The organism is Brevundimonas sp. (genome assembly GCF_019636155.1).
Taxonomy (GTDB): domain Bacteria; phylum Pseudomonadota; class Alphaproteobacteria; order Caulobacterales; family Caulobacteraceae; genus Brevundimonas.
In genome coordinates, this window is the sequence record NZ_JAHBYB010000001.1 from 1 (window position 1) to 12,822 (window position 12,822).

Consider the following 12,822-nt stretch of genomic DNA (forward strand, 5'->3'; position numbering starts at 1 on the left):
GATTCGTCGGCGTTGACGACCAGATAGTGCGGACGGCCGTCCTTCACCTCTTTCGGCATGAAGGACCACTTCAGCCCGGTCGAGAAGCCGGCCCCGCCCCGGCCGCGCAGGCCCGAGTTCTTGACGTTGTCGATGAGCCAGTCGCGGCCCATGTCCAGCATGTCACGGGTGGCGTTCCAGCAGCCGCGCGTCTTCGCCCCGTCCAGCCCCCAGTCGTGCAGGCCGTATAGGTTGGTGAAGATCCGGTCCTTGTCTTCCAGGATGCCGACCACGCTCAGAGTCCTTCCGCCAGACGGCGCTTGTGATGACGGGTGCGCAGGTGCACGGCCGCGATGACCAGGGCCCAGCCGATCGCCAGCATGGCGTAGCCGACCAGGGTCGCCTGCTGCGGCAGAAACCCGCGCGAGGCGGCGACCACGACCAGGGCGGCGACCAGGATCATGCCGATCCCACCCAGCCGCACCGGCAGGGCGACGCGGCGCAGCTCGCGCCGGTATTCGGCGCGGCCTTCCTCGGTGTTCAGGTCAGGCAGGGGGGCGGTCATGCCGGCGCCTTCGCGGGCTTGCTGTTGGGCAGGGTCTTGATCGGCTTGGCGGCCGAACCGTCATACAGTTTGGGATCGGTCAGGGTCTGGGGACCGCCCTCGGGCGCCGAGTTTATGCGGTCGATCTGGGGCCCGCGCTGCGGCGACTTGCCGGCGGCCAGGTCGTCCAGGATCGCCTTCAGGCTGTCGGGCGTCAGGTCCTCGAAATAGTCGTCGTTGATCATGGCCATCGGCGCGTTGACGCAGGCGCCCAGGCACTCGACCTCTTCCCAGTAGAAGCGGCCGTCGGCGGACAGGGTCTGTTTCGGCCCGATCTTGGACTTGCAGACCTGCATCAGCTCGCCGGCGCCGCGGATCATGCACGGCGTGGTGCCGCAGACCTGGACCAGGGCGACCTTTCCGACCGGCTCCAGCATGAACATGGTGTAGAAGGTCGCCACCTCCAGCACGCGGATGTAGGCCATGCCCAATAGGTCGGCGATGGCGCGGATGGCGGGCTCCGACACCCAGCCTTCCTGCTTCTGGACCAGCCACAGGATCGGGATCACCGCCGACTGCTGGCGGCCTTGCGGGTATTTGCTGATCCACCAGTCGGCCTTTTCCCGCGTCGCCTTCGAGAAGGCGAACGAGGCCGGCTGATCCTTGGCGAGACGACGCACGCTCATTGTTGCCTACCCATCCAGCGGTTCAGCCGCGCATTCCAGACGTCGCGGCCCGCCCGGCGCAGATCGCCCGACAGCCACGAAAGCGGCGGCAGATAGCGCACGGCCAGCTGGCCCGCCAGCACCGCGCCCGACATCACGACCAGGGAGCGCAGATTGGCCTCTATGAAGCCCCTGCCCTCGTTCAGATAACCCAGCCGCCAAGCGCCGCGCACCAGGGTCACGCCCGCCACGGCGGGGGCGGCGACCAGGGCGCTGGCGGCCGCGAACCTGAGCCCGCCCAGAACCGCGCGACGACGCGGCGAAAAGGCGAACTGCATCACGACGCCCAGCGCCAGCAGAGCCGCGAACCACAGACCCTGCGCCTGGGTGAAGATCGGCGTGGTGGCGAAATCTGTCACCGGTCCACCTCGCCGAAGACGATGTCCAGCGAACCCAGAATGGCCGAGACATCCGCCAGCATGTGGCCGCGGTTCATCCAGTCCATGGCCTGCAGGTGGCGGAAGCCGGGGGCCGAAATCTTGACGCGATAGGGCTTGTTCGTGCCATCGGACACGACATAGACGCCGAACTCGCCCTTGGGCGCCTCGACGGCGGCGTAGACCTCGCCCTCGGGCGTCCTGAAGCCTTCGGTGTAGAGCTTGAAGTGATGGATCAGGGCTTCCATCGACCGCTTCATCTCGCCGCGGCGCGGGGGGACGATCTTGTTGTCCTCGACCATCACCGGCTCGCCGGGGCAGTTCCGCAGCCGGTGGATGCACTGCTCCATGATGCGGACCGACTGCTTCATCTCCTCGATGCGGACCAGGTAGCGGTCCCAGCAGTCGCCGTTCTTGCCCACGGCGATGTCGAACTCCAGCTCGGCATAGCACTCATACGGCTGGGCCTTGCGAAGATCCCAGGCGATGTCGGAGCCGCGCAGCATGACGCCGGTGAAGCCCCAGGCCAGGGCCTGTTCCTTGGACACCACGCCGATGTCGACGTTGCGCTGCTTGAAGATGCGGTTTTCGGTGACCAGGCTCTCGATGTCCTTCAGCGCCGCCGGGAACTGCTGGCACCAGCGGCCGATGTCGTCGATCAGGTCCATCGGCAGGTCCTGATGCACGCCGCCGGGCCGGAAATAGTTGGCGTGCAGGCGTGCGCCGCAGGCCCGCTCGTAGAAGACCATCAGCTGTTCGCGCTGCTCGAACCCCCACAGAGGCGGCGTCAGGGCGCCGACGTCCATGGCCTGGGTCGTCACGTTCAGCATGTGCGACAGGATGCGGCCGATCTCGGAATACAGCACCCGGATCAGCTGGGCCCGATAGGGAACCTCGACGCCCAACAGCCGCTCGATGGCCAGGCAGAAGGCGTGCTCCTGGTTCATCGGCGAGACGTAATCCAGCCGATCAAGATAGGGCACGTTCTGCAGATAGGTGCGGGCCTCCATCAGCTTTTCGGTGCCGCGATGCAGCAGGCCGATGTGCGGATCGACGCGGGTCACCAGTTCGCCGTCCAGCTCCAGCACCAGGCGCAGCACGCCGTGGGCCGCCGGGTGCTGGGGCCCGAAATTGATCGTGAATTTGCGATCGTCCATCTCGCGCGCATGGGCGGTGCGGGCGTCGTCCTCGAAGATGTCCGAGGCGCCCAGGGGCGCGGGGGCGTTGTGGCCGTCAGCCATCAGCATGATCCTCGTCGTGCGACCCGGCCCGCCTGCGCGTCAGCGCCACCAGCCAGCCCAGCGCCAGCGTCAGCACCCCCATGCCGGACACGGCGGCGGTCGAAATCTCCCAGTTGCCGGTCAGGACCGCGATCGCCAGCGGCGTCGACAGCAGAACGGCCGAGGCGCCCAGAAGCGCGCTCTGAAGTTCGCCCGCCGACAGCCGCCGGATGCCGGCCCCCACGGCCAGGCAGACCACGGCGATCATGATGGCCACGCCCAGGGTCTGCATCTGCGACGGAGACACCTCCGGCGCGCGTGTGAACCAGCCCGTCAGCCGCGCCCCCAGGGTGAACAGGAAGGCGGTCGAGAAGGTCACCAGGAAGAAGGAAGACGCCGATCGTATCGCCGTGCGGTTCATGGCCCGTCATCCCTGCGCCTTCTCGTCGCCGGGCAGGACCGGCGCCGGATACTCCGCCCCTTCCCAGGGCGACAGGAAATCGAAATTACGAAACTCCTGAGCCAGCTTGACCGGCTCGTACACCACGCGCTTCTGCTCTTCGTCGTAGCGGACCTCGACATAGCCCGTCATCGGGAAATCCTTGCGCAGCGGATGCCCCTCGAAGCCGTAGTCGGTCAGGAGGCGGCGCATGTCCGGATGGCCGCTGAACAGCATGCCGTACATGTCGAACGCCTCGCGCTCGAACCAGCCGGCGGCCGGATAGACCTCGACCAGGCTGGGGACCGGCTGAACCTCGTCCGCCGCCACCTTGACCCGCAGGCGCGCGTTCCGCGTCAGCGACAGCAGATGATAGACGACCTCGAACCGCTGTTCCCGATCCGGATAGTCGGCGCCGCACAGGTCGATCAGCTGCTGGAACCCGAACCGGTCGCGCAGGACGGTCATGACCTCGACGATCCGCTCGCGCGGCGCGACCAGGGTCAGTTCGCCATAGGCCACCTGGGCCTCGACACCCAGCGCCCCCACCATCTCGGCGCCCAGGGGCGTCAGCTGCGCCTCCAGATGCTCGACCATCGCCACATTGCTCATCGCTCGATAGTCCCCGTGCGACGAATTTTCTTCTGCAGCTGAAGAATACCGTAAACCAGAGCCTCGGCGGTCGGCGGACAACCCGGAACATAGATATCGACAGGCACAACGCGGTCACAACCGCGCACAACACTGTAGCTATAGTGATAATAGCCGCCGCCGTTGGCGCAGCTGCCCATCGAGATCACATAGCGAGGGTCCGGCATCTGGTCGTAGACCTTGCGAAGAGCCGGCGCCATCTTGTTGGTCAGGGTGCCGGCCACGATCATCAGGTCCGACTGACGCGGACTGGCGCGCGGCGCGGCGCCGAACCGCTCCAGGTCATAGCGCGGCATGGACGCCTGGATCATCTCCACGGCGCAACAGGCCAGGCCGAAGGTCATCCACATCAGAGAGCCGGTGCGGGCCCAGTTGATGACGTCGTCGGCCGCCGCGACCAGGAAGCCGCGCTCGCCCAGCTCGCTGTTCACCGCCTCGAAGAATTTGTCGTGGACCTGCGGGTCATAGCCCTCGACGGTGGCGCGCGCGCCCCGGCCGTAGGCCAGCGGGGTCGAAGGGGCGATCACTCCCATTCCAGGGCGCCTTTCTTCCATTCGTAGATGAAGCCGACGGTCAGGACGCCCAGGAAGGCCATCATCGACCAGAAGGCGAACACCATCCCCGCCTTGGACAGGTCGAACATCGACACGGCCCAGGGGAAGAGGAAGGCGATCTCCAGGTCGAAGATGATGAACAGGATCGACACCAGGTAGAAACGCACGTCGAACTTCATCCGCGCGTCGTCGAAGGCGTTGAAGCCGCACTCATAGGCCGACAGCTTCTCGGTGTCGGGATTCTTGGGCGCCAGGACGGCCGCCGCCAGCATGAACCCCAGGCCCAGGACGGCGGCGATGCCGGCGAAGATCACCACCGGCAGATATTCCAGAAGGAAGGCGTTCATTCCACTGCACCTCGGCCGCCGGGGAGAGGCGGATTCGGCGTCTTCTAGACTCAAGCCGCGCGGGGTTCAAACCCATGTGGCGCAAGCCTTTTATTGCGAACGGTTCGCAATCCATATTCCCGCGCGGGCGGGCCCTCACAGCCCCGCGCGCCGGCCCCCCGACGGCCGAAAATAATCGACGCCAAGCCCGTCAGACGCGCTTGACACGGGAAGGCCGCCCCGCCTAAACGACGCCCCTCGCCGCGGCGCGCCAGCGCTTCGGTCCGGGAAACGCGGGTGTAGCTCAGTTGGTTAGAGTGCCGGCCTGTCACGCCGGAGGTCGCGGGTTCGAGCCCCGTCACTCGCGCCACCTTCTCCGATAGAGCGGAGGGGTGGCGCACCGCCCTTCCCTTCCTCTCCATACAAGCCGTCCCAGACGTCCTGGCGTCGCGCCTTTGCGCACCCTACGGCGTTTTCATTTTTCCGCCTCAATCCGGCCATGATCCGCTACAAACGTAGCGCTACATATGTAGCGAGATCGGCCATGATCGAATCCCTGCCCCGGCGCGAGCGAGAGGTCTTCGAATCCCTCTGTCGGCTGGAAGAGGCGTCCGCCGCCCAGGTGCGACAGGGCCTGTCCGATCCGCTCAGCGATTCCGCCGTCCGCACCCTGCTGGCGCGGCTGGAGGCCAAGGGGCTGGTGGCGCGGGCGTCGTCGGGCGCGCACAACCTGTATCGCCCCGCCCCGCCGACCGAGGTGGTGGCCGCCGGGGCGCTCAGCCGGCTGATCGACACCTTCTTTAACGGCTCGGCCGCCAGCGCCGCCACCGCCCTGCTGGGCATGACCCGTTCGCTGAAACCCGAAGAGGCGGCGGCGCTGGAACGCGCCATCGACGCTGCGCGGGAGCGGGACCGGTGATCGCTCTTCTGACCGGACTTCTGTGCAAGTCGATCGTCGTGGCCGGCCTGACCCTGGCCCTGGTCGCCCTGATGCGCGGCCGGCCGGCGGCCGAGCGGGTGATCGTGTTGCGCGCCGGCCTGTTGGTGCTGCTGGCCCTGCCCCTGGTGGCCCTGTTCGGGCCCGACATCGCGGCGCGTCTGCCGGCCTCGACGCCGGCCCTGCTGGCCCCGTCCGCATCGGCCGCGCCGGCGGTTGCGACACCGGCGGTGGCCCACGCCGTCCTGCCCCTGCCTTCGGCGACCCTGAGAGCCGACATCGTCCTGCCCGGACCCGACAGCCTAGTGCTGGCGGCCTGGATTCTGGGCGCGGCCCTGATCGTGGCGCGGCTGGTCCTCGGCCTGGGCCTGCTGGCGGCCTGGAGCCGGCGCGGGACCCCGGTGGGACACGCGGCCTGGATCGAGACGCTGGGCCGCCTGGCCCCGCGCCGGGCGCCGCGCCTGCGCCTGTCGCGCGCCGTCCAGTCTCCGCTCAGCTGGGGCCTGCCGCCCGGCGAAATCCTGATCGGACCGGCCCAGCTGGCGGCGCCGGCCCAGGCCGAGGCCGTCCTGGCGCATGAGCTGGAGCATATCCGCCGCGCCGACTGGGCCTTTCTGATGCTGGCCCGGCTGGTCGCGGCCCTGTGCTGGATCAACCCCCTGGCCTGGCTGATGGGGCGCGAACTGGAGCGGTTGTCGGAACAGGCGGTGGACGAGGCGGTGGTTCGCCGCATCGACCGCGAATCCTACGCCCGCGTCCTGGTCGGCCTGGCGGCCCAGGCCGCCTCGTCCCGCCACCCCCTCACGCCCGCCTGGGCCGCCGCCCGGATGACCGGCCCGGCCCGCACCCTTTCTGAAAGGATCGACATCGTCATGTCCGCGAAACCCCCTCGTCCCGCCCGTCTGTGGATCGCCGGCGGCGCCGTCGCCGCCCTGGCCGCGGTGGCCACCCCCATCGCCGCGCTGGAACTGCATCGCGCCAGCCAGGACATCCCCGCTACCCCCTCCGCCGTCGTGGTCGCCCAGGCCGCCGCCGATGAGGCGTCGCAGGATGTCGAGTCCGCGCGCGGCTCGGTGATGATCCTGTCCAACCCGTCGAACGGCGAACGCTGGGACATCCGGCAACGCCGCGCCTACAACCTGGACACGGGCGAAAGCCGCGCCCTGTCCGATCAGGAGATCCAGGACGTCGAACAGGCCCGGCACGCCGCCGAACAGGCGCGCGCCACCGCCGAGGCGGCCCGCGGCCTCGCGGAACAGGCTCGCAATGACGCCATGCGCCATGTCGAGGCCGCGCGCCTGGACCGCAGCGCCGCGCGAGTGGAGACCCGCCGCGCCATTCAGGAGGCCATGGCGGCGGCGCGCGAGGCGCAGGCCGAAGGAATGCGGGCGGCGCGCGAGGCCCATATCGAAGCGGCGCGGGCCGGGATCGACGCGGCGCGCATCCGGCGTGAGGCGGCGCAGGAGGCGGCCCGCGCGGTCGCGGCGGCCCGGATCGACATGGCCTTCGGGTCGGAACAGATGATCGAGGCCGCCGCCACCATGCGCCAAGAGGCCGACCGTTTGAGCGACCCCGCCTATCGCGCCGAACAGATCGAGCGCGACCGCGCGCGCGGCCACACGGTCACAGAACAACAGCTGCTGGACGCCATTCCCAAGCTGAGGAACAGCGCTGATCGCATGGAAGCCCAGGCCGCACGTCTGCGCGACCGGGCCAACCGCAGCAGCTGACGCCGCTCAGCAGGTTCCGGACGGAGCGCCGTAGCGGGCGATGATCACGCGCGGCGCCCCCTCGTCCAGTTCGATGAGGGTCAGCCGGTCGAATTCGCAGTCGGCGATGTCGGCCGCGTCGGTCACCCCCAGGGCGCGGACAATGTCGGGGATGGTGTTGCTGTGCCCCGCGACCAGGGCGATGTCGTCGGCCGCCAGGGCGCGCAGGGTCGCGGCGGTGCGCGCCGCATGGACCGCCACCCCGCCTTCCAGGTCCAGATCACGCAGCGGCAGGCCCGCCGCCTGGGCGGCCGGCGCCACCGTGGCCCGGGTGCGCTGAAGCGGGGTCGAGAAGACCTGGGTGATCCCCGCCTGGCGAACCACCTGGGCCAGGGCCTGGGCCCGCGCCAGGCCGGCCTCGGACAGGGCCGCGTCGGCGCTGTCGTCGACCTTTTCGCCATGCCGCACCAGGATCACGGTCTGGGCGGCCGCGGCCGATGCGGCCAGCGCCATCGCGGCGGCGAGGGCGAAGGATGTCCAGCGGGTCATGGGCGGTCTCCTGAAGGTGAACCGCGAGGCTGGCGTCTGGAACGGCGCCTGTCCAGCGCCCGCCGCTCAGTGGAAGGCCAGGGGCTCCGCCGGCTCGATGAAGGCGCGCTGGCCCGAGACCTCGCCATAGACCATGCACAGGTCCTCGAACACGCGGTTCCAGGCGAACTGCTCCACAGCCTTGACCCGGGCGGCGGCGCCCAGGGCCTCTATGTCGCGGGTGAACAGAGCCTCGATCGCCTGGGCGTAATCGTCGGGGTCGGCGCTGGCGGCCAGCTGACCTACCGACGGATCGACCGTCTCGGCCACCCCGCCGGCGTTGACCCCGACAACCGGCCGGCCGCAGGCCATGGCTTCCAGCACGATCAGGCCGAAGGGCTCGCGGTCGTTGGCGTGCACGAAGGCGTCGCAGCTGGCGATGATGCGCGCCACCTTGGCCGGGTCCCTCTCATACGGCAGGGCGATGACCCGGTCTTCCGCCGGCAGGCCCGCCCCGGCCCCGACCAGCACCAGGTGATAGGGAGCGCCCAGCTTCTGGACCGCGTCGATCAGGACATCGATGTTCTTCTCGCGCGCCGGCCGGCCGGCGAAGCACAGCAGGCGGGCGTCCGGCCCCAGGCCCAGCTTCTTCAGCAGCCAGTCGCGGTCGCGCCGGTCGGGCCGGAAGGTGTCGATCTCGACCCCCAGCGGGCGGATGACGATGTCGCGCACGCCGGCCTCTTCCAGGCGTCGGGCGATATAGCGGCTGGGCGAGACCACGCGGTCGAACTGGCTGAACAGCCGGGCCCAGCGTTTCTCGACCGGCTTCTTGGCCCATTCGCCGAAATGCAGGGCGGCCAGGCCGGCCGGGTCCGAATGACAGAAGCCGATCACCGGGCAACCGGCCCTCTGACCCGCCTCCAGGGCGCCCTGACCGGGCGTATAGGGGTCCCCCGCCTCGATCACGCTGGGTTTCAGCGAGGCCACCCACGCGCCCCAGCGCCGCACCGACGAAGGCCAGCGATAGCCGTCGCCGAACGGCAGCTTGGTCGCGTGCAGCTTGACGATCCCGTCACGCCCCGCCTGATGCCGCGCGCCGGGCACCACCAGACTGTGCGCCAGGCCGGGGCGATTGGCCTCCAGCCAGGCCTTCTTGGACAGCAGATAGCGTTTCACCCCCCCCGACCGGGGCGCATACAGCATGGTGGTGTCCACCAGCCGGGGCCGCGGATCGCGCCGCGACGCCGCCTTCAGGGCGCGCAGGGTGTTGGCCACCTCCTCGTCCAGTCCGGGGATCAGGCGCAGTTCGCTTTCCTGCACATCCAGGTCGGTCAGGGTCATGCCAAGGCTTTCATGGGGTGAATCCGCCACTGCAACGCCTGGATGGCGTTTCAAGATGCGTCTTGGGCGGACGGATTTCACCATATCGGCGGCGTAGCGCCGCGCAAGGCCAAGCTCAAGAGGCCGTCGTCGCGAACAGACCATCGCCATGATTCGCAGGGGCCCCGGCGCTCGCATATGGCTTGCGGCCTTGCATTCGCCTCAAATTCGAGAAACTTGGGGCATCGTGGCGCGGACCCTGTTAGAGGGTGCTCGACGTTCGCCTCCGCCCATCCACCAGGGGTTCCTTGACGTATGCGTAATCTGCTCGCAGCAGCCGTGGCGATCGCCCCCCTGATGGCCGCGTCCGGGGCCCAGGCCGAGATCGTCATCACCAGCGCGCGCACCACGCCCATCACCACGGCGAACGCCACGGGCACGGGGCCGGACAATATCCGCATCGGCGACAAGGGCGCGATCAACGTGACCTCCGGCGTGGCCGTGACGGTCAATTCCAACCACGGTCTGGACATCGATTCCGGCGGCGCCATCACCATGACCAACGCCGCCAGCGGGGCGACGGCCGTGCTGATCAACAACGCCACGGTCGGGCCGATCATCATCGGCGGCGCGATCAACGTCACCGACGACATCGACACCTATCCCGACACCGACAGCGACGGCGACCTGGACGGCCCCTGGGCCAACGGAACCGACCGGTACGGCGTCCGCGTCGCGGGCCCGGCGACGGTCACCGGCAACCTGACCCAGGAACTGTCCGGCGCCATCGCCGTGGACGGCAACCAGTCCTATGGCGTCTCGATTGAGTCCGACCTGGTCGGCGACGTGCAGATTCTCGGCCAGGTCCGGGCCATCGGCACGGACTCCATCGCCTTCCGGACCACCGGCGACGTGACGGGCGACGTCACCCTGGCCGGCAGCATCAACGCCAGCGGCGAAGGCGCCGAAGCCATCGACATCGGCGGCGACATCAGCGGCCGGCTGACGGTGCAGAGCAGCGTGGCGGTCACCGGCTACCGCTATGTCACGCGCGGGGCCGACGCCGCGGTCGCCAAGCTGGACCCGGACGACCTGCTGCAGGGCGGCTCGGCCCTGGTCGTCGCGGGCAATGTGGCCGGGGGCGTGGTTCTGGACGGTCCGCCCGATGACACAGACCCCAACAACGCCGACGAGGACAACGACGGGATTCCCGACGCGACCGAAACCCTGGCCAATGTGATCGCCTATGGTTCGGCGCCGGCGGTGCTGATCGGATCGGACAGCCGCGACATCACGCTCGGAGTCGCCGGAACGGGCGCCGACGCCTACGGCTTCATCAATCGCGGGGCGATCAGCGCCGAGGGCGTCTATGACGCCGTCGACACCCACGCCATGCGGGTGGGGGGCACGGGTCATGCGGTCACCATCGACGGCGGCATCCTGAACCAGGGCTCGATCCAGAGCCTGGCCACCGCGGCCAACGGCGTGGCGCTGCAGATCGGCGATGGCGCGTCCACGCCGGCCCTGGTCAACGAAGCCTCGATTTCCTCGACCGCCATCAGCGCCGAACAACAGACCTCGACGGCCATCCAGATCGACGCGGGCGCGAACCTGGGGCGGATCGCCAACTCCAGCCAGATCATCGCCGGCGGCCTGGGTCCCAAGATCGACGCCGTCGCCATCCGCGATCTCAGCGGCTCCCTGGGCCTGATCGAGAACAGCGGCACGATCTCGGCGGGGCAAACGGTCCTGACGACCACCGAGACCATCACCGGAACCGCCATCGCCATCGACGCCTCGGCCAACACCACCGGTCTGACCCTGATCCAGAGCGGCGGCGGCGGAACGCCCACGACCGACGATCCGGACACCGACGGCGACGGGGTGCCCGACAGCCGCGAACCCAGGATCGTCGGGGATGTCCTGCTGGGCTCCGGAGCCGATCATCTGGACATCCGCAACGGGCGCGTGACCGGAGCGATCGATTTCGGGTCCGGCGCCGACCGTCTGGACATCTCCGGCGGCAGCGAGGTGCGCGCCGCCCTGTCCAGCAGCGACGGCCAGCTGGCGGTGAACCTGAGCCACGGGCTGCTCGAGACCCGCCAGGCGGGTCAGGTCGATGTCAGCAGCCTGAACATCGGCGCCGACAGCACCCTACTGGTCACCATCGACCCGGAAAACAATTCCAACTCGGGCTTCAACGTCAGCGGCGCCGCCAATGTCGCGTCCGGCACGACCCTGGGGGTGCGCTTCGCCTCCCTGCTGACCGGACCCGAACAGTTCGACATCATCACGGCCAACAGCCTGACGGTCGGGACGATCGATCAGTCCCTGGTCCAGGCCAACTCCCCCTATCTGTTCGTGGTCAGCGCCGGCGCCGACCCGGCGGCGGGCCGGCTCTATGTCGACGCCCGGCGGCGCACCGCCTCCGAGGCCGGTTTGACGGGCGTCGAGACCTCGGCCTTTGACGCCGTCTATGAGGCCCTGGGGTCCAGTACGGCCCTGCGCGACGCCTATCTGGCCCAGACCGGCCGCGACGGCTTCATCAACCTGTATGAGCAGATGCTGCCTGACCATTCCGGCGGGCCGCTTCTGTCCCTGGCGTCCGGCGTCGATGCGGTGACCCGCGCCCTGACCGGCCGCAACGCCTCGGCCGCCCCGGGCGAGACCAGCGCCTGGGTGCAGGAGATCAATTTCTACGCCGACAAGGACCGGACCGACACCTACGGCTTCCGCTCGGAAGGGTTCGGAGTCGCCGGCGGGATCGAGCGCGGCACCTCGGCCGGCGCCTTCGGCCTATCGGTCGCCTTCACCTCGTCCGACCTGGAGGATCCGGAGGCCGAGGCCGAGGAAGTCCTGTCGGCCAGCCTGATCGAACTGGGCCTCTACTGGCGCGCCCAAGGTCAGTACTGGACCACCTGGGCCCGCGCCGCCGCCGGCTATGCGACCTTCGACGCGACCCGGCAATTGGTCGGCGAAGGCCTGAACCTGCGCAACGAATCCAGCTGGAACGGTTTCACCCTGGCCGCCGCGGCCGGCGCTTCGTATGAGCGCCATCACGGCAAGTGGAACATCCGCCCGGAAATCTACGCCGAGTATTTCTCCCTGTCCGAAGACGCCCGGATCGAGAAGGGCGGCGGCGACGGCTTCGACCTGGATATCGACGAGCGGGACGGCCACATCTTCTCGGCAGTGGCCGCGATCAACGTCGGCTATGGCTTCGGCCAGAACGGCTGGCTGCGTCCGGAACTGCGGCTGGGCTGGCGCCAGAACATCTCGGTCGATCCGGGCGAGACCATCGCCCGCTTCGCCGCCGGCGGTCCGGACTTCATGCTGTCGCCGATGGACATCAAGGGTGGCGGCCCCATCGCCGGCTTCCGGCTCAGCGTCGGCAACGAACTGGGGATGCTGACGATCTCGGCCGACGCCGAGAAGCTGGAAGACTATATCCGCTACACCCTGCTGCTGCGGGCCAGCTTCCGCTTCTGAGGCAGGGCCGGACGGGACTGAGCC

The 12,822-nt window shown here is 69.0% G+C and carries 13 protein-coding genes, 1 tRNA gene and 1 pseudogene; 4 read left to right on the forward strand and 11 right to left on the reverse strand.

Annotation, left to right across the window (positions count from 1 at the left end):
• From KF910_RS00005 to KF910_RS00045, 9 genes and pseudogenes are all read right to left on the reverse strand, one after another.
• Positions 1–272 (reverse strand): annotated as a pseudogene (locus KF910_RS00005) (NADH-quinone oxidoreductase subunit F); the annotation flags it as partial.
• Positions 273–274: 2 nt separating this feature from the next.
• The gene (locus KF910_RS00010; protein ID WP_292257619.1) at positions 275–544 is read right to left on the reverse strand and encodes a hypothetical protein; all 270 of its coding nucleotides are present in this window, start codon (positions 542–544) and stop codon (positions 275–277) included.
• Positions 541–1,209 (reverse strand): NADH-quinone oxidoreductase subunit NuoE, encoded by a 669-nt coding sequence (gene nuoE / locus KF910_RS00015; RefSeq protein ID WP_292257621.1) that lies wholly within the window; start codon positions 1,207–1,209, stop codon positions 541–543. Before nuoE ends, KF910_RS00010 begins: the two co-directional genes overlap by 4 nt.
• Positions 1,206–1,607: a hypothetical protein gene (locus tag KF910_RS00020; protein WP_292257623.1), complete on the reverse strand. Its 402-nt coding sequence runs from the start codon at positions 1,605–1,607 to the stop codon at positions 1,206–1,208. The genes nuoE and KF910_RS00020 overlap by 4 nt, the downstream gene beginning before the upstream one ends.
• Complete coding sequence (locus KF910_RS00025; RefSeq protein ID WP_292258508.1) at positions 1,604–2,782, reverse strand: NADH-quinone oxidoreductase subunit D; 1,179 nt, start codon at positions 2,780–2,782, stop codon at positions 1,604–1,606. Before KF910_RS00025 ends, KF910_RS00020 begins: the two co-directional genes overlap by 4 nt.
• A gap of 76 nt (positions 2,783–2,858) precedes the next feature.
• Positions 2,859–3,266 carry a hypothetical protein gene (locus KF910_RS00030; protein ID WP_292257625.1) on the reverse strand — a complete coding sequence of 136 codons (408 nt, stop codon included), beginning with the start codon at positions 3,264–3,266 and terminating at the stop codon, positions 2,859–2,861.
• A gap of 6 nt (positions 3,267–3,272) precedes the next feature.
• Positions 3,273–3,881, reverse strand: a complete 609-nt coding sequence (locus tag KF910_RS00035) for an NADH-quinone oxidoreductase subunit C (protein ID WP_416354669.1) — start codon at positions 3,879–3,881, stop codon at positions 3,273–3,275.
• 11 nt (positions 3,882–3,892) lie between these two features.
• Positions 3,893–4,489: a NuoB/complex I 20 kDa subunit family protein gene (locus KF910_RS00040; RefSeq protein WP_292257627.1), complete on the reverse strand. Its 597-nt coding sequence runs from the start codon at positions 4,487–4,489 to the stop codon at positions 3,893–3,895.
• Complete coding sequence (locus tag KF910_RS00045; RefSeq protein ID WP_292257629.1) at positions 4,459–4,836, reverse strand: NADH-quinone oxidoreductase subunit A; 378 nt, start codon at positions 4,834–4,836, stop codon at positions 4,459–4,461. Before KF910_RS00045 ends, KF910_RS00040 begins: the two co-directional genes overlap by 31 nt.
• Before the next feature lie 272 nt (positions 4,837–5,108).
• On the opposite strand from KF910_RS00045, the gene KF910_RS00050 reads away from it, so the two are divergent.
• The 3 genes from KF910_RS00050 to KF910_RS00060 all read left to right on the forward strand — a co-directional run bounded on the left by KF910_RS00050 (position 5,109) and on the right by KF910_RS00060 (position 7,482).
• Positions 5,109–5,185 (forward strand) — tRNA-Asp (locus KF910_RS00050).
• A gap of 174 nt (positions 5,186–5,359) precedes the next feature.
• Positions 5,360–5,734: a BlaI/MecI/CopY family transcriptional regulator gene (locus KF910_RS00055; protein WP_292257631.1), complete on the forward strand. Its 375-nt coding sequence runs from the start codon at positions 5,360–5,362 to the stop codon at positions 5,732–5,734.
• Positions 5,731–7,482 carry a M56 family metallopeptidase gene (locus tag KF910_RS00060; RefSeq protein ID WP_292257633.1) on the forward strand — a complete coding sequence of 584 codons (1,752 nt, stop codon included), beginning with the start codon at positions 5,731–5,733 and terminating at the stop codon, positions 7,480–7,482. Before KF910_RS00055 ends, KF910_RS00060 begins: the two co-directional genes overlap by 4 nt.
• Before the next feature lie 6 nt (positions 7,483–7,488).
• On the opposite strand, the gene KF910_RS00065 is transcribed toward KF910_RS00060, so the two are convergent.
• Both KF910_RS00065 and KF910_RS00070 read right to left on the reverse strand, forming a co-directional pair.
• Positions 7,489–8,010, reverse strand: coding sequence for a histidine phosphatase family protein (locus KF910_RS00065; RefSeq protein WP_292257635.1), 522 nt, complete (start codon positions 8,008–8,010; stop codon positions 7,489–7,491).
• Between the two features lie 66 nt (positions 8,011–8,076).
• Positions 8,077–9,330: a glycosyltransferase gene (locus tag KF910_RS00070; RefSeq protein ID WP_292257637.1), complete on the reverse strand. Its 1,254-nt coding sequence runs from the start codon at positions 9,328–9,330 to the stop codon at positions 8,077–8,079.
• Positions 9,331–9,624: 294 nt separating this feature from the next.
• On the opposite strand from KF910_RS00070, the gene KF910_RS00075 reads away from it, so the two are divergent.
• Positions 9,625–12,798 carry an autotransporter outer membrane beta-barrel domain-containing protein gene (locus KF910_RS00075; protein WP_292257639.1) on the forward strand — a complete coding sequence of 1,058 codons (3,174 nt, stop codon included), beginning with the start codon at positions 9,625–9,627 and terminating at the stop codon, positions 12,796–12,798.
• The last annotated feature ends 24 nt before the right edge of the window (positions 12,799–12,822 follow it).